The following is a 15,511-nucleotide window of genomic DNA, read 5'->3' on the forward strand; positions in this document are numbered from 1 at the left end:
CTCCTTGTCCTACGGGGTGCGGGTCGGCTCCGGGGTTTCGGAAGGGGGGTGGGCCGCGAGCCAGGATTCGATGGCCCGCCGGTCGGGCAGCCCGTCACGGGCGCCGGGGCGGGTACAGGACAGGCCGGCGGCGACGGCGGCGAAGCGCGCCGCCTCCAGCGGGGACCGGCCCCGGTCCAGTTCGGCACAGTATGCGCCGGTGAAGCAGTCTCCGGCCCCGGTGGCGTCGACCGTGTCCACCTCGATCGCCGGACCGTCGTGGCGGTCACCGGCCGGGGTCAGCAGGGTCCAGCCGCGCGAGCCGTCGGTCACGACCAGATGGACGTCATGGTCGGCGGCGGCCCGGGCCAGGGCCGGTTCTCCGCCCAGCAGCGCGATGGCCAGCGGCCGGCCGACGACGGCGTGATCGGCCGCGGACAGCGCGGTGCGCATCGCCTCCGCCCGGTCGCAGCCATCGAGGTCCACCACCAGGCCCGGTCCGGGCGTCCCGGGCGGGGCGTCGGCGGCGGCCTCGGCCAGCGCGGCGGCGGCCTCGGGGAAGCGGTAGCCGTCGAGGTAGAGCCAGTCCGCCCCGGCCTTGCGCGCGGCCCGTACCGTACGGGTGATGTGCCGGGCGTCCAACTCGTCGTCCTGGCTGATGACGGCGCGTTCGCCGTCCGGGGTGAGCAGCACGACGGCGGTGGTGAGGGTGCCGGTGCGGGCGGTCCAGTCGGTGCGGACCCCGTCGGCGGCGAGTGCGGCGAGGAACGCCGTGCTCCGCGGCTCCGGTCCGACCACACCGGCGAACCACGCGTCGGCCCCCGTCCGGGCCGCGGCCGCCGAGGCATTGGCGGCCATCCCGCCGTGGCCGTGGCGGATGGCGGTCGCCTGCACACGGTCACCGGGAGTGGGCAGCGCGGGCACACCGACGGTCAGGTCGATGTTGGCGTACCCGCAGAAGACGATCACGGGAGCACCACTCCGGCCTTGGCCGCCGCGGTGGTCAGCTCGCGGACCTTGGCCTGGTCGACCCGGCCCCACCAGCGGCCGTTGTCCTTCACCGAGGACGCGACGATCACCCCGTCGCAGGCGGGCAGCAGGCCGCCGATGTTGCCCGCGGTGATACCGGAGCCGATCACCACCGGCAGGGTGGTGTGGGCGGAGATGCCCTCGACCTCCTCCAGCGAGGCGGCGTCCCCGGTCCGGGAGCCGGTGGCGATCAGCACATCGGCGCCGAAGAACTCGGCGTCCTCGGTCTGTTCGGCCAGTGTGCGGTCGGCGACGATGGCATGCGAACCGTGCTTGACGTGCACATCGGCGAAGACCTTGACCGGACCGGCACCGATCCGGCTGCGATAGCGACTGGCGTGTGCCGACTGGCCCTCGATGATGCCCTCGTTGGCGACATAGGCATTGGCCCACTGGTTGACCCGGACGAATCCGCCGCCGCCGGACCAGGCGGAGGCGATGGCGCACTCGGCGGCGTTGGACAGCACGCTGACCCCCAGCCTGCCGCCGGCTCCCTCCAGCACGGCGTGCCGCACCCGGTCGGTCACCACGGCCATCGCCGCCGATGTCTCATAACCGTGTTCGCCCGGCTTGAGGAACGGGATGTCCCAGTGGTTCTCCACGATCAGCCCGTGGCATCCGCCCTCCAGATAGGCCCGCGCCTCCTCGACCGCGAAGGCGCAGATCTCGTCCAGCGGGGTGCCCTCGTAATGCGGGCTGCCGGGCAGCGGCGGCAGGTGCACCACGCCGATGACGACCTTCGGGGTGCCGAACAGCTCCTTGATCGCGTTCGGCCGGGGTGGGAACACCCCGAGGTCGCTCGTGTTCGCGGATGTCGTCATCACGCCACCTCAATGCAATCGATTACAGCTGAGTTGCGGAGGACCGTAGGCAGGGGTCAGGTGCCGTGTCAAGGCTCTATGCTGATTCAACGCGCCAGGTCACATCGGCGTTGGAGCCATGTGACCGACATGTTTCCCGGCAGGAAGGTAATCGATTGCAACGGGTTACGATCGCTCAGGTCGCCGAGCGGGCCGGTGTCTCCACCGCCACCGTGTCACGGGTGCTCTCCCGCCGGGGCCAGGTCTCGGCCGCGGTCGAACGCAAGGTGCGCCGCGCCGCCGACGACCTGGGCTACCAGGTCAATGTCATCGCCAGGGCACTGCGCAACAGTCGTACCGACACCGTGGGGATGGTCGTGCCCAGCATCACCAACCCGTTCTTCACCTCCCTGGTGGAGAGCGTGGAACACGCCCTGGGGAAGGAGGGCAAGGAACTGTTCCTGTGCGACGCGCGCTCCGACCCGCGGATCGAGGCGCGCCGGCTGGCCTCGCTCGCCGCGCGCAACGTCGACGGCATCATCGTCAGCCCGAGCCACGGCGTCGACAGCCGGCCCGCCGTGCAGCAGACCGCGGACCGGCTGCCGCTCGTCCAGCTCGACCGATTCGTCGACGGCACCACCACCGACTGGGTGGGCGTCGACGACGTCGCCGCGATGCGGCAGGTCGTGGACCACCTCCACGACGGCGGGGCGCGGTCGGCGGCCTTCATCGGCTCGCTGATGACCCACTCCTCCACGGAGCAGCGGTTCGCCGGGTTCCGGAGGCGCGCCGAGGAGCTGAACATCGAGGTGAAGCCGGACCAGGTGCTGCTCGGGGACTACAGCGTGGAGTGGGGTGAGGCCGCCGTGGCCCGGCTGATCGCGGAGGGCGGCCTTCCGGACGCGCTCGTATGCGCCGATGACCTGATCGCGCTCGGGGCCACCCGCGCCTGCCGGGCCCACGGTTTCGCGGTGCCCCAGCAGGTGCAGGTGACCGGCTACGACGACATCGAGTTCTCCCGGCTGGCCGAGCCGGCCCTGACCACGGTCCATCAGCCCCGCGACCGGATCGCCGCGGAGGCGGTACGGCTGCTGGCCGCGGCGAGCCTGGCCAAGGACGCCGAGCGCGGTCCGCACGCGCATATCTCACTCGTGCCGGCCCTGGTGGTGCGCGACAGCACCCGGGCCACGCAAGCGCCCCCGGACCGCATATGACGGCGACTCACCACAACCCCAGGAGGACCCCGATGGACGACGCGGACACCTGGCGCGGTGCGACGGACCTCGCGCGGCGGCTGGTGCGGATCGACACCCGGGGCGGCCGGGAGGCACCGGCCGCCACACTGGTGGCGGACCGGCTGGACGGCGCGGGATTCGACGTCCGGGTCGAGGAGCCGATACCCGGCCGGGCCAACGTCATCGCCCATTTCGGGCCCGTGGCACCACGGGTGCCGGTCACCTTCACCGGACACCTGGACACCGTGCCCGCCGATCCGTCGGGCTGGTCGTTCGACCCGATGAGCGGGGAACTGCGCGACGGCCGACTGCTCGGCCGCGGCAGCAGCGACATGAAAGCGGGCGTGGCCTGCCAGGTCGAGGCGGCGATACGGGCCGCCCGGGAAAGCCCGCGGGACACCGCCGTACAGCTGATCTTCACCTTCGGCGAGGAGACCGGCTGCCATGGGGCCGAGGAGATCGACGCGGCGTCGCTCACCCCCACCGACCTGCTCATCGTGGCCGAGCCGACCGGCAACCGGACCGTCCTCGGCCACAAGGGCGTGCTGTGGCTCGCCGCGACGGCCCGGGGGGTCTCCGCGCACGGTTCCCGCCCGGAGCTGGGCCGCAACGCGATCGCCGCGCTCGCCGCCGCGGCGAGCAGGATCCACGGGCACCGTGACTGGCCGGTGAGCCCGACCCACGGCCCGGTCACGGTCAACATCGGCACCTTCCACGCGGGCGAGCAGCCCAACCTGGTGCCGGACCGCGCCGAGATGCGGCTGGACGTGCGCACCGTTCCCGGCTTCGGACGGGACGAGGCGATCGCGGAGATCGCCCGGCTGTGCGGCGACGGCATCGGCCTCGAAGTGCTGCTGGACCTGCCCGGCGTCGCCACCGACCCGTCGGCGGCCGCCGCCGTGCGGGAGATCCTGGCCCCCGGCTCCTCGGCCCGCCCGGCCGAGTACGCGACCTACTTCACCGACGCCTCGGTGCTGACCGGTCGGCTCGGCGATCCGGCGGTGGTGGTGTACGGACCGGGCGACCCGGACCAGGCCCATGTCACCGATGAATCCTGCTCGTTGGCCGCCATGACCGAGTCCGCGGAGGCGATGCACCGGCTGCTGCGGCGCTTGTAGTCCGACGAGCGCGTTGCCGTCCAGGGCCCGGGTCCGGAGACCACCGCATCTGCACCGTCCGCACCGTCGGACTCCCGCCCTCTGGGGTGCCGAAAACATCCCGGCCGCGGCTCTGTGACCTGGGCTTCTTTCCCTCGTCTCAGTCCTTGTCGCTTGACTGCTGTCTCAGCAACGTGTCATTTCCTCGACCGGGGACGGTGTGCGTCCAGTCAGGCAGTCCGGCCGACGAGCACGGAGACGAGGACCTGCTCGGGGAAGGGCTCCGCGTGCGGCACTGCCTTCCGGATGTTGTCCTCGAATGCCGACCGCTGATCGGCCCCCGGGAGTTGCTCTGCGGGGATGGCGGAGTAGAGACCGCCGATAACCTGCTGAAAGGTCAGCTCGTCGGTGTAGGAGACCGTCGTGCTCCGCACGTCTGAAAAGCCGGCGTCTTCGAGGGCCTGTGCATACCGGATCCGGTCCTGATCGGCAGTTCCGCAGGATGCGGTCAGTTCGGTCTCGAAGTGCTGTTCCAGGCAGGTGCGTAGAGCACGGGACCAGGCGGTGTTCGGCAGCCATAGCGGTGCCCCGTTCGCGATCACGGCGATGCCTCCGCCTGCGCGGAACAGCGGGAGCAGGTTCCTGAACAGTTCGTCGTGTCGCATCCAGTGGAGAGCTTGTCCGATGACGGTCATCGCAAGGGAAGACGCGTGGCCCAGCAGTGTGCCGAGGGCAGGGACGTCGGTGTCGGCGCCGAGCACCCAGGTGGCGTTGCGGACTTCACGCTGGCTGGCCGCTTCACGAGCGAGGCGAAGCATGTCCGGCTCGGGGTCCATGCCGATCATCGATCGGACTCGGTGGGCAAGCGGGAGGGCGAGCTGCCCTGTGCCGCATCCGAGGTCCAGGACGCTGTCGTCGGGTGTCAGGGAGAAGTAGTCCTGGAGGAAGTCGAGCACTTGCTCGGGATAGGCCCGCCGGAATTTCGCGTAGTATTCGGCCACTTCACCACTGAACCCAACGGTCATGAGGGCACTATGCCAAGCCCCTCTCGCGGCTGGGAGGCCTCACGGCCCCTCATCGCTGTGGGCGGAATGGGAATCGTGGGCTCTGGTTGCGTGCTCCAGGTCGCGGATGGCCTGGATGACGTGGTGTCCGAAGGTGGTGGGGGTGGTGGTGCGTCGTCGTTTGCCGGATCGGTGGACCAGTCGGCCGGACAGTTCCTTCTCGAGTCGGTCGAGGTAGTTCCAGATCGTGGAGCGGTCGAGGTTGAGTGCCTTGGCTGCGGTCGCGAGGTCTGGGTGGACGTGACCTCCGCCGCCATCCCCACCCTCAGGTCGCACCGGTGCCTGTCAATTTCGGTGAGACACGTCAGGCTGCGGGTTCTTCCTGATGCTTCTCCTTGGCGGGTTGGTTGATCCAGGCCGCCTTCGGGAGGCGGGGTGGCGTCGGTCTTCGGCGGAACCGGTGCGGGTTGGTGGCGTAGGCGTCGGCCAGGACGTCGGCCCGCCGGGCTCGGATCGTGACTGCGGTGCCGTCGTGGACGGATGCGGGGGTGTGCAGTCCGATGCCGGAGTGCCGGTGGACGGTGTTGTAGTAGGTGAAAAACCGCTGGCAGAAGGCGCGGGCGTCGGCCAGTGAGCCGAACCGGTCGGGGAAGACCGGGCAGTACTTCAGGGTCTTGAAGTTTGCTTCCGAGTACGGATTGTCATTGGACACGCGTGGCCGTGAGTGCGAGCGGACGATGTTCAGATCGACGAGCAGCTGGGCGACTGGCTTGGAGGTCATCGAGGTGCCCCGGTCGGCGTGGACCACGTCCGGGACGACCCCGCCGTTGGCGCGGAAGGCGTCTTCGATGAACTCCTTGGCCAGTGCGGCCGATTCGCGCGGCACGACGAGCCAGTGGACCGCTTTGCGGGAGTAGATGTCGAGCATCACGAACAGGTCGTAGTACATCCCGCGGTCGGGGCCCTTGAGCTTGGTGGCGTCCCAGGTCCACACCTGGCTCGGGCCGGTGGCCACCAGCTCGGGCTTGGTCCTGGGCGGGTGGGCGGCCTGCGCGCGGCGCTCGCGGACCTCACCGTGCTCACGCAGCAGCCGGTACATCGTGGACACCGAGCACAGGTAGGTGCCCTCGTCCAGCAGGGTGGCCCAGATCTGCGCGGGGGACTTGTCCACGAACCGCTGCGAGCGCAGCACGCTCAGTACCCGTGCCTGTTCCAGCTCGGACAGGGCCGCCGGGTGCGTTGCCGGCGGCCGGCGCGGCCCGGCCACGCGGGGCTTGGGGTGGCGCTGCCGGTAGACGGTGGCCCGCGAGCGGCCGGTCAGCTCGCAGGCCGGCTTGATCCCGACGACCGACTCCAGGGCGGCGAACGCCTCGGTGATCACTTCCTCCGCTTGGGCTCGGAGTCCTCGCTCTCGGAGAGCAGTTCCAAGAGCTCGTGTGCTTTTCCCAGGATGGCCAGCGCCTTCTGGGACTTGGCCAGCTCTGCGGCCAGCTTCTCGTTCTCCCCCCGCAGCCGCTCGGCTTCCTTCTCGGCCGCGCTCTTGCCCGTCGGTCCGGACGGCCTGGCGGCCAGCGCATCCAGTGCGCCCGCGTCCCGGGCGGTCCTCCAGTCGATGATGTGCGAGTGGTACAACCCCTCACGGCGCAGAAGCGCGCCCTTCGCGCCCGGCTCGGTCAGCCGCTCGTACTCCTCCACGATCCGCAGCTTGTACTCCGCGGTGAAGGTCCGCCGCTTCGGCCCGCCCGCGCGGGGACCGCGCTTCTTCTTGCCCACGACCTCATCATCGGCCACACCGGCCAGGAGATCGGCATTGCTCAGCGTCACGCTCGAAAGATCCTGTTCTCGCCCTACTAACAACAGAAGACTCGATTGTCCTCATGTCTCACGAGAGTCTGACAGGGAGGGCACCGCCATCGCCAGCACCATGCCCCCTCCGACATACCGACGGGGGCACACCTTCACGGCTTAACCCAAAGGAGTGATGGCCACGACCTGGGGCTCTCAGCACCGTGTCATATCTGTCCGTTCTCATCCATCGTGTCAGGGAGCCATGTCGGCGAGCTGCGCACTGACAACTGCCTTGAGACAAGACGGGCGAGCGATCCGGCTGGGATCAATGGGCTTGGACGTCACGGGGCTGATGTCTCAATGGTCTTGTCAGCTCCGATGAGCGCCGACCAGGCAAGTGACAGAACCACAGAGACCCCACGCGGTGGATTCTCATTGATCTTGTCAGTTTTCCGAGCCAACACCGCCTCATCGGAACGTGGCCTGGCCGCCGAACGGGCGCTCCAACGCTCACCATGCGGCATGAGCGGAGGTCGTCCGGCGGTGTCCTACCGAAGCGTGGTCCCTCTCGACACGTTATGTGACACCTACGGCTTGGCCGACGAGGTGATCGGCGATCCGGCCGGGGCTGCGGAGTCCGGCACCCCCGCGTAGTCGGGCAGCTCGACGCCGTTGATCGCGCGCCCGACCAGCTCCGTGAACCATTCGCTGGCGAAATCGGGGCGCGGCTTGGCGTCTGGCCCGGGGACGTCGCGGCTGCGGGCGTTCAACCGGCCGATCTCCTGGTTGGCCTCGACGAACGAGCGCATCCGCGCCTCGTAGCGGGCGAACCCGGCGTCGGGGTCCCATCCGGCAGCGGCCAGCTCTCCGGCCAGCAGGTAGGCACCGACCAGTGCCAGCCCGGTGCCCTGCCCGGACATCGGCGACGAGCTGAACGCCGCGTCCCCGAGCAACCCCACCCGTCCACTCGACCAACGGTCCATCACCACCTGGGCGACCTGGTCGAGGTAGAAGTCCTGAGTGTCGTCCAGGTGCGCGAGGATGTCCGGGGTCAACCAGCCCAGGCCCGCCATCCGCTCCCGCAGCAGGACCTTCTGGGCCGCGACGTCACGGTGGTCGACGTCGAAGTCAGCCGAGGCGAAGTAGAACATGGCCATCGCCCGGGTAGCGTCCTGGATGGGCCGCAGGAGGGCGGAGCGCCCGGACTCCTGATCCTGGTACTCCAGCAGCCAGCGGTCCAGCCCGAACTCGTTGGGCACACTGTAGAAGGCCAGCGCGTGCCCGAGGTGGCGGAGGAACCGCTCATGCGGCCCGAAGACCATCGCTCGCAGCTCCGAGTGCAGCCCGTCTGCCCCGACCACCAAGTCGAAGCGCCGCCGGTTGCCGCCCGCGAAGACCACGTCGACCCCGTCCGCGTCCTGGGCGAGCTCGGCGATTCGGTCGCCGAAGACGTACTCGACGCCGTCGCGGGTGTCGTCGTAGAGCACCTGGGACAGGTCCCCGCGCAGGATCTCGATGTCCGCGATGAACCCGTCGCCACCGTCGTCGTCGGCACGGAAGGTCTCCAGCACCTGCCCGTCCGCGTCCACGGTGTGCGCGCCGGCGGTGTCGGTGCACGCCGCGCGCACCGCCGGGTCCAACCCCATGCGCCCGATGACCTCCCTGGCGACCCCGCGCGCGTCCACCGCCTGCCCGCCGGGACGCAGCTCGGGAGCCCGCTCCACCACGGTCACCTCGGCCCCCCGCCGGCGCAGCCAGTGGGCCAGCGCGGGTCCCGCGATGCTCGCCCCCGCCACCAACACCCTGGGGCCGCTCACCCGCGTCCCCTGCCCGCCCGTCCGGATCGCGTGCCCCTGGTCGGAGTCGTCGACGCTCATCACAGCCTCCATGTGCTTCCTCCCGCGCTGGAACGTCCCCAGCACAGGCCCACCGCTGTCGGTGTATCCAGCCGTATCGACCACGGATCCGCACAAAACTCATCGGTCACGGCAGGACATTGATGAGAAACGCCAACTCCGATGAGACTCACATCAACCCAGACTGGTGTAAACCAGGCGAACCATCCTGTCAGCTAGGCCGCCGCCTGAGACTTCGCCAGATCTGCCCGTAACACAGTGAGACTCTGAAAGGACCAGTGAGAACGGACAGTGTCCGACGCTGATCCGACATCAGTCCTGAGATGGTCAGGCCCAGGCAGATGGGGATGATCATCAGGGTGCGGGTGAGTTTGACCACGACCGCGTAGTCGGCCGCGGGGGCGCCGTAGGTAGTGGCGGCGGCGACCACCGAGGACATGTCGTTGACCGCGGTTCCGGCGAACAGGCCGAAGGCGTGCTGGTGCATCCCGAGCAGGTGGCCGAGGAAGGGGAAGGCGAGCACCGCGGCGATGTTGAACAGGAAGATGGTGGACACCGCGTAGGAGACCTCGACGCCGGCCGCGCCAATGACCGGTGTGACCGCCGCGATCGCCGAGGCGCCGCAGATGCCGGTGCCCACTCCGATGAGGGTGCGCAGGTCGTCGACGATGCCGAGTCCGCGGCCGATCCAGTAGGCGGCGGCCAGGCAGACCACCAGCGTGCCGACCATGACCGGCAGCGAGCTGATCCCGACCCTGACGATCTGGACCAGTGATAGCTGCGAGCCGAGAACGACGACCGCCACCTGCAGGAGGAACCCGCTCGCGGTGCTGATGCCCGGGCGCAGCCGCGCCCCCGGCTTGAGCACCGCGGCGAGCAGGATAGCGAGGACGATGCCGGTCACCGGGTCGCCGACGATGGGGAACAGCCGGCCCACCACCGTGGCTGCCCCGGCGATGGACGACGCGAGAGCCAGTCCGGGTAGACGTGGCACCAGAGCCGACAGCTTGGACTGGGCGACGGGCACGGCCTACAGTCTTGCGATCAGAGGTCGGACCTCCGATCGCTACGCTTGCCGGAAAATCTCATCCGCCCAGGTCATGCGACATGTCGGTATTCGTAGAGGATGCCGCCGAGGCGCTCGCGCGGTGGGGTGCGCGGTCGCGCCCAGGATCCGGATACGTCGGCTGGCGTGCTCGATGACCGCCGACACGTACCGGCGGGCCCCGGAGCTTGGGGCGGGAGGCCGCCGCGTGGCGGCGTGCGACCAGGGTGCGGTGCCAGCGCAATACGGTGTCGGGATGGACCACCAGACGCAGTCTGCGCAGCACGTCCCGTGGCAGCCGGTACAGCAGCGCCGCCAGGTATGCCCGGTCGCTCGGGGCGAACCGCACCCTCTTCTCGCCGAGTTGTCGCTCCACCCAGTCGCAGCAGCACGGTCGGCCATCATTCCGCGACGATCGACAGCCGTGCGAGGGCAAGGATTCGAGCGACCTCCGACGAGGTTGTCTGCACCCCCCCACACCAGTTCCCACCAGGTCGGATGGGTTTTTCGGCAAGCGCAGAGTCGGGGGAGAAGGAGCGGGCGTATCACCATCGGTGCGCGGAACGCATAGCTGCCGACGCACCGCTGTTCAGCCGGTGACCACGGGGCACTCGCCTTCGCCCCGCTCGGGCAGGGCGGCCGCGGCGGTGTGCAGGAGGGCGATGGCCTGGGGGAGGAAGGGGTTGGGGTCGGTGGTACGCCGGGTGGCATAGACCCGACGGGTGTGGGTGGAGTCGGTGAGCCGGACGAGGCGGGTGCCGGATGCGTCGGGTGAGGCGGAGGCGTCCACGACGGCGAGTTCCGGTGCGATCGCCACCCCCAGGCCCTGCCGGACCAGTTCGTAGGGCAGGTTGTAGTCGTTCGTACGGAAGAGCACCTCGGGCAGGAAACCGCCGGCCGCGCAGATGTGGCGCAGGCAGTGAGCGGCGTCGGTGTCCTCGTGGTAGCTGATCCAGCGCTCGTCCCGCAGGTCGGCGAGGCGGATGTGCTGCCGTCCGGCGAGGGGGTGTGCCGCGGAGAGGAGGAGGTAGAGCGGCTCTTCCCGTACCAGCGTGTGTTCCAGGCCCTCGGGCCAGCTGTGCGGTACCACGCCGTACTCGAAGATCACGGCGAGATCCAGCCGCCCCTCCAGCACCGCGGGCACGGTGACCTGCGGGTCGCCTTCCTCGTAGCGGACGTCGACCTCGGGCCGATCGCGGAGGAACCCCGTCAGCACCGTCGGCACCAGCCGGAACCCCGCGGACCAGAAGCTGCCCAGCCGCAGTCGTCCTCGCTCGGCTGCGGCGTAGGCGCGCATCTCGTTCTCCGTCGCCGACAGGTCGGCCAGCAGCCGTCCCGCGCGCAGGGCGAGCTGGAGCCCGGCCGCAGTGGGGCGCACGCTGCGCGGTGAGCGCTCGAAGAGCGGGACGCCCAGGGCGCGCTCGACGGTGGAGATCTGCTGGGAGACGGCGGAGGGGGTGTAGCCGAGGCGCTGGGCGGCCGTACGGAACGAGCCTGCGGCGACCACCTCGCATATCGCCTGAAGCTGCGGCGGAGTCAGCATCAAATGAACTTAACACCCCGCATGGAAACGTTCATTCTCCCTGTTCTTGCCCAGGCCGCCGTCATCCCGCAGATTGGGCGTTCACCAGCCCCGCGCCGGTCCTCTGACCAGCGGCACAGAAGGGAGGCACCGTGCCCGGAAGGCACGCGCGAGCCCGCGCCACCGCACTTCCCCTCGCGCTCGCGACGCTGCTCACGTTGGCCGTGACGGCCTGTGGCGGCACCGCGACCGTCAATCAGTCCAAGGTGCCCGAGCAGCGCGTCGACCCCGCACTCCGTGCCCTGCTGCCTCGGGACATTCGCGATAAAGGGTCCATCACTTCGGCTGTCGGCAACGACTACCCGCCGCTGTCCCTCCTGGACATCGACAACAAGACCGTCATCGGCGCCGAACCCGACCTCATTCACGCGGTCGGCCAAATCCTCGGCGTCCGCGTGCACCTGGTGCAGGCGAACTTCGACAGCATCATCGGCGGTGTCCGGTCCCAACGCTACGACGTGGCGATCCAGGCCATGCTCGACAAGAAGGAGCGCCAGTCGCAGGTCACGTTCGTCGATTACATGAAGACCAGCAGCTCGATCCTCGCCTCCGCGAAGGCCGCCGGGAACATCCGCTCCCTCACCAGCCTGTGCGGCAGCCAGGTGGCCGTCGAGCAGGGCACCTCGCAGGTGGACGATGTGGCGGCGCAGGCCGAGAAGTGTGCGGCAAACGGCAAGCCGGAGCTGGAGAAACTGGTCTTCCCCGACTCCGTCGGCTGCTTCCAGGCGCTGTCCACGGGCCGCGCCGACGCGTTCGTCGGCGGCACCCCCACCGTCGTCTACCAGGCGGAGATGTCGCACGGCAGGTTCCGCACGGCCGGTGAGCCGTACCGCTTCCTGCCCTACGGAATCCTGATCAACAAGGAGGAGCCGACCTTGGTCCGGGCTGTCCGCGGTGCCCTGCAGAAACTTATCGACAACGGCACCTACGCGAAGATCCTCAAGCAGTGGAACATCAGGTCCGGAGCCCTGAAGAGCGCCACCGTGAACGGGGGCGCGGCATGACCGAGACCCTCATCCGGGCGGACTCCGGCGACGCCACCGAGTCCCTGCGCCCCGTCCCGCCGCGCCGTCCGGGGCAGCGCGTCGCCGCGGTCGTCGTGGCCTTCCTGCTGGTCTTCCTCCTGGAGGGCTGGATCACCAATCCCCGTATGCAGTGGGGGACCGTCGGTGAGTTCCTCTTCTCGCCGGTGATCATGGAGGGGCTGCGGACCACGCTGCTGCTGACGTTCCTCGCCATGGCACTCGGCATCGTCGGCGGTGTCGTCCTCGCCATCCTGCGGATGTCCGCCAACCCGATACTCTCCCGGCTCAGCTGGTGCTACATCTGGCTCTTCCGCGGCACCCCGCTGCTGGTCCAACTCCTCTTCTGGTATTTCCTCTCCGCGGTCGTCCCCATCATCGGCCTCGGCATCCCCTGGGGGCCGACGTTCGTGCAGGCCGATACGAACGACCTCATCACCCAGCTCACCGCCGCCGTCCTCGGCCTCGGGCTGCACGAGGCGGCGTACATGGCCGAGATCGTCCGCGCGGGCATCACCTCCGTCGACGACGGCCAGAACGAGGCCGCCCAGGCGCTGGGCATGTCCCGCGGGCAGACCCTGCGCCGCATCGTGCTACCGCAGGCACTGCGCATCATCATCCCGCCCACCGGCAATCAGGCGATCTCCATGCTGAAGACCACCTCGCTGGTCTTCGCCATCGCCGTGCCCGAGCTGCTGACCTCCATCCAGGGCATCTACTCACGCAACTTCCAGCAGGTTCCGCTGCTGGTCGTCGCCTGCTTCTGGTACCTCGTGGCGACCTCCGTGCTGGGCGTCGGCCAGTACTACCTGGAACGGCGCTTCGGCCGCGGCACCAGCCGCGACCTGCCGCCCACCCCGCTCCAGCGGTTGCGCGCCGCGGCCCGGAACCACCGTAAGGAGAGCGCACGTTGACACCAGCCGTGATCAGAGCCGAGAGCGTGCACAAGAGCTTCGGCCGCACCGACGTGCTCAAGGGCATCGACCTGACCGTCGCCCCCGGGGAGGTGATGTGTCTGGTGGGCCCCTCCGGGTCCGGCAAGTCCACCTTCCTGCGCTGCGTCAACCATCTGGAGACCATCGACCGGGGACGCCTGTACGTCCGTGACGAGCTCGTCGGCTACGAAGAGCGGGACGGCAAGCTCCACGAGCTGAGCGAGAGGGCCGTCTCACGACGCCGCCAGGGCATCGGCATGGTCTTCCAGCGCTTCAACCTCTTTCCGCACATGACCGCGCTGGAAAACGTCATCGAAGCCCCCGTCCAAGTCAGGAAGGTGCCGAAGAAACAGGCATGCGAACGCGGCGCGGAACTGCTCGACCGCGTCGGCCTCGCCGACAAGGCGGGCAGCTACCCCGCCCAGCTCTCCGGTGGCCAGCAGCAGCGGGTGGCCATCGCCCGCGCGCTGGCGATGAAGCCCGAACTGATGCTCTTCGACGAGCCCACCTCCGCGCTCGACCCCGAACTCGTCGGCGAGGTGCTGGAGGTGATGCGCGCGCTCGCCGACGACGGCATGACCATGGTCGTCGTCACCCACGAGATGGGCTTCGCCCGCGAGGTCGGCGACTCGCTGGTGTTCATGGACGACGGAGCCGTCGTCGAGACCGGCCCGCCGGCGGACGTGCTGAGCGACCCGCGCCACGAACGCACCCGCGCCTTCCTCAGCAAGGTTCTCTGACCACCTCGCCGGGATCTCCGACCTCCCCGGCAAGGTTTTCCGGCCGCCGGGCGCGCTCTCCGACCGCCCCACACCTGACCGCCACCCAAGGAGTCTCCATGACCCGTGCCCTCGTCATCGGCGCCGGAGTGATAGGCGCCGCCACCGCCCACCGCCTGGCCGAGGCAGGTGTCAGCGTCACCGTGCTCGACGCCGGCGGCCGCACACCGGGCACCTCCAGCGCCACCTTCTCCATCGACGTCACCCATCTGAAGACCCCCCACTCCTACTTCCTGCTCAACCGGCGCAGCGCCGCGCTCCACCGGGAGCTGGAGCACGAGATCCACGCGGGCACAGGAGCCGTCGGCTGGCGCCATCCCGCACCGCTCGTCCAGTGGGGCCACACCGAGGAGGAACAGCGCATCCTCCGCGCACGTGCCGAGCGCCTCGCGGGCTGGGGGCACCCCTGCCGCACCGCCGACCCCGGCGAGCTGCGCACGCTCGCACCTGCCGTCGACCCCGCCTCCTGCCGCGCCACCGAACTCGTCGTGCACGACGATGCCGCCTGGTACGACGCCCCCCTCCTCGCGCGCACCCTCCTCGACCGGGCCGCGGCCCTGGGCGCCGACATCCGCTACGACAGTCCCGTCACCGCCCTGCTGCTGGACGGTGAGCGGGTACGCGGCGCCGAGGCACGGGGCCGGCGCTTCGAGGCCGATCACATCGTCAACTGTGCGGGCCCCGACGCCGGGCGCATCGCCGAACTGGCCGGGATACGGCTGCCGTTGCGCCAGATCCCCGGTCTGGTGGGCGAGTCCGTCCCGCTCGCCGAGCCGCTGCGCGCCATCGTCGCGACCCCCGGCGTCGATCTGCGCCCCGCCCCGGGCAACCGGGTCTGCGCCATCTCCTGGCCGGTCGACGCCCTCCTCGCCCCGACCGCGTCAACTGATGTGCCGCCCGAAGCGGACCTCCTCAGCCGGTGCGCCGCGATCCTGCCCGCCTTCCGCTCCCTGGGGGGTACCCGGATCGGTGTCCGCCCCGTTCCCGAAGACGGCCTTCCCCTGGTCGGCCCGCATCTCCAGGCTCCCGGCCTCTACACCATCACCACCCACAGCGGCGTCACCCTCGCCCCGCTCCTCGCCGCCCTCGCCGCCGAGGAACTCACCACTTCCATGCCCGAACCCACCCTGGCTCCTTACCGGCCCGACCGCGACACCTCACACCCCATCCGCGACGAAAGCCTGGCAGTGATGAGCGGGCACCGCGCTGAAGCCGGTTGAGTTCTCACGCCTGATGACGCGCAGTGGCCCGGACGGCTATCAGCCCGCGGGCCAGGTGACCGCCTGCCCCTCGGAGGACGCTGGGGTGAGGAAGCGCCGCAAAGGGCCGGGCATCCCTGTGAAGACACGCCCCTGAGGCC

At 69.8% G+C, this 15,511-nt stretch carries 16 protein-coding genes; 6 read left to right on the plus strand and 10 right to left on the minus strand.

What is annotated here, in order from left to right; all coding sequences use genetic code 11:
- Nucleotides 1-9: 9 nt before the first annotated feature.
- Entirely contained in the window at nucleotides 10-948 is a 939-nt protein-coding gene (locus tag CGL27_RS48960; RefSeq protein WP_119994118.1) for a carbohydrate kinase family protein, read from the minus strand.
- Nucleotides 945-1,829: a BtpA/SgcQ family protein gene (locus CGL27_RS48965; RefSeq protein ID WP_119994119.1), complete on the minus strand. Its 885-nt coding sequence runs from the start codon at nucleotides 1,827-1,829 to the stop codon at nucleotides 945-947. The genes CGL27_RS48960 and CGL27_RS48965 overlap by 4 nt, the downstream gene beginning before the upstream one ends.
- Before the next feature lie 155 nt (nucleotides 1,830-1,984).
- Between CGL27_RS48965 and CGL27_RS48970 the strand changes: the two genes are divergently transcribed.
- Together CGL27_RS48970 and CGL27_RS48975 are read left to right on the plus strand one after the other, a co-directional pair.
- Nucleotides 1,985-3,022 (plus strand): LacI family DNA-binding transcriptional regulator, encoded by a 1,038-nt coding sequence (locus CGL27_RS48970; RefSeq protein WP_119994120.1) that lies wholly within the window; start codon nucleotides 1,985-1,987, stop codon nucleotides 3,020-3,022.
- 32 nt (nucleotides 3,023-3,054) lie between these two features.
- Entirely contained in the window at nucleotides 3,055-4,161 is a 1,107-nt protein-coding gene (locus tag CGL27_RS48975; RefSeq protein WP_119994121.1) for a M20 family metallopeptidase, read from the plus strand.
- A 209-nt stretch (nucleotides 4,162-4,370) separates the two neighbouring features.
- Here CGL27_RS48975 and CGL27_RS48980 read toward each other — a convergent pair whose 3' ends face one another.
- From CGL27_RS48980 to CGL27_RS49010, 8 genes are all read right to left on the minus strand, one after another.
- Complete coding sequence (locus CGL27_RS48980; protein WP_162953247.1) at nucleotides 4,371-5,165, minus strand: class I SAM-dependent methyltransferase; 795 nt, start codon at nucleotides 5,163-5,165, stop codon at nucleotides 4,371-4,373.
- A gap of 39 nt (nucleotides 5,166-5,204) precedes the next feature.
- Nucleotides 5,205-5,480: a LysR family transcriptional regulator gene (locus CGL27_RS48985; protein ID WP_119994123.1), complete on the minus strand. Its 276-nt coding sequence runs from the start codon at nucleotides 5,478-5,480 to the stop codon at nucleotides 5,205-5,207.
- 28 nt (nucleotides 5,481-5,508) lie between these two features.
- A complete protein-coding gene (locus CGL27_RS48990; protein WP_346345717.1) occupies nucleotides 5,509-6,525 on the minus strand; it encodes an IS3 family transposase in 1,017 nt (338 codons plus the stop codon).
- Nucleotides 6,522-6,968, minus strand: a complete 447-nt coding sequence (locus CGL27_RS53730; RefSeq protein WP_346345718.1) for a hypothetical protein — start codon at nucleotides 6,966-6,968, stop codon at nucleotides 6,522-6,524. The genes CGL27_RS48990 and CGL27_RS53730 overlap by 4 nt, the downstream gene beginning before the upstream one ends.
- Nucleotides 6,969-7,519: 551 nt before the next feature.
- Nucleotides 7,520-8,809, minus strand: a complete 1,290-nt coding sequence (locus tag CGL27_RS48995) for an FAD-dependent monooxygenase (protein ID WP_205587881.1) — start codon at nucleotides 8,807-8,809, stop codon at nucleotides 7,520-7,522.
- A 190-nt stretch (nucleotides 8,810-8,999) separates the two neighbouring features.
- Complete coding sequence (locus tag CGL27_RS49000) at nucleotides 9,000-9,815, minus strand: putative sulfate exporter family transporter (protein WP_119994124.1); 816 nt, start codon at nucleotides 9,813-9,815, stop codon at nucleotides 9,000-9,002.
- A 58-nt stretch (nucleotides 9,816-9,873) separates the two neighbouring features.
- Nucleotides 9,874-10,209, minus strand: a complete 336-nt coding sequence (locus CGL27_RS52915) for a hypothetical protein (protein ID WP_240450914.1) — start codon at nucleotides 10,207-10,209, stop codon at nucleotides 9,874-9,876.
- Between the two features lie 213 nt (nucleotides 10,210-10,422).
- Nucleotides 10,423-11,376, minus strand: a complete 954-nt coding sequence (locus tag CGL27_RS49010; RefSeq protein WP_078646636.1) for a LysR family transcriptional regulator — start codon at nucleotides 11,374-11,376, stop codon at nucleotides 10,423-10,425.
- A gap of 131 nt (nucleotides 11,377-11,507) precedes the next feature.
- Between CGL27_RS49010 and CGL27_RS49015 the strand changes: the two genes are divergently transcribed.
- The 4 genes from CGL27_RS49015 to CGL27_RS49030 all read left to right on the plus strand — a co-directional run bounded on the left by CGL27_RS49015 (nucleotide 11,508) and on the right by CGL27_RS49030 (nucleotide 15,371).
- Nucleotides 11,508-12,419, plus strand: a complete 912-nt coding sequence (locus CGL27_RS49015) for an ABC transporter substrate-binding protein (protein ID WP_078646637.1) — start codon at nucleotides 11,508-11,510, stop codon at nucleotides 12,417-12,419.
- The gene (locus CGL27_RS49020) at nucleotides 12,416-13,351 is read left to right on the plus strand and encodes an amino acid ABC transporter permease (protein ID WP_119994125.1); all 936 of its coding nucleotides are present in this window, start codon (nucleotides 12,416-12,418) and stop codon (nucleotides 13,349-13,351) included. The genes CGL27_RS49015 and CGL27_RS49020 overlap by 4 nt, the downstream gene beginning before the upstream one ends.
- On the plus strand, nucleotides 13,348-14,112 hold the full coding sequence (locus CGL27_RS49025; RefSeq protein ID WP_078646639.1) for an amino acid ABC transporter ATP-binding protein: 765 nt from the start codon (nucleotides 13,348-13,350) through the stop codon (nucleotides 14,110-14,112). Before CGL27_RS49020 ends, CGL27_RS49025 begins: the two co-directional genes overlap by 4 nt.
- A 98-nt stretch (nucleotides 14,113-14,210) precedes the next feature.
- Entirely contained in the window at nucleotides 14,211-15,371 is a 1,161-nt protein-coding gene (locus tag CGL27_RS49030) for an FAD-dependent oxidoreductase (RefSeq protein WP_119994126.1), read from the plus strand.
- Nucleotides 15,372-15,511: the final 140 nt, after the last annotated feature.

Source organism: Streptomyces sp. 11-1-2 (assembly GCF_003595545.1).
Lineage (GTDB): Bacteria > Actinomycetota > Actinomycetes > Streptomycetales > Streptomycetaceae > Streptomyces > Streptomyces hygroscopicus_B.

Coding starts and splice junctions, on each gene's coding strand:
- CGL27_RS48965 (WP_119994119.1), bottom strand. CDS start 1,829: ATGACGACATCCGCGAACACGAGCGACCTCGGGGTGTTCCCACCCCGG.
- CGL27_RS48975 (WP_119994121.1), top strand. CDS start 3,055: ATGGACGACGCGGACACCTGGCGCGGTGCGACGGACCTCGCGCGGCGG.
- CGL27_RS48980 (WP_162953247.1), bottom strand. CDS start 5,165: ATGACCGTTGGGTTCAGTGGTGAAGTGGCCGAATACTACGCGAAATTC.
- CGL27_RS48995 (WP_205587881.1), bottom strand. CDS start 8,809: ATGAGCGTCGACGACTCCGACCAGGGGCACGCGATCCGGACGGGCGGG.
- CGL27_RS49010 (WP_078646636.1), bottom strand. CDS start 11,376: ATGCTGACTCCGCCGCAGCTTCAGGCGATATGCGAGGTGGTCGCCGCA.
- CGL27_RS49020 (WP_119994125.1), top strand. CDS start 12,416: ATGACCGAGACCCTCATCCGGGCGGACTCCGGCGACGCCACCGAGTCC.
- CGL27_RS49030 (WP_119994126.1), top strand. CDS start 14,211: ATGACCCGTGCCCTCGTCATCGGCGCCGGAGTGATAGGCGCCGCCACC.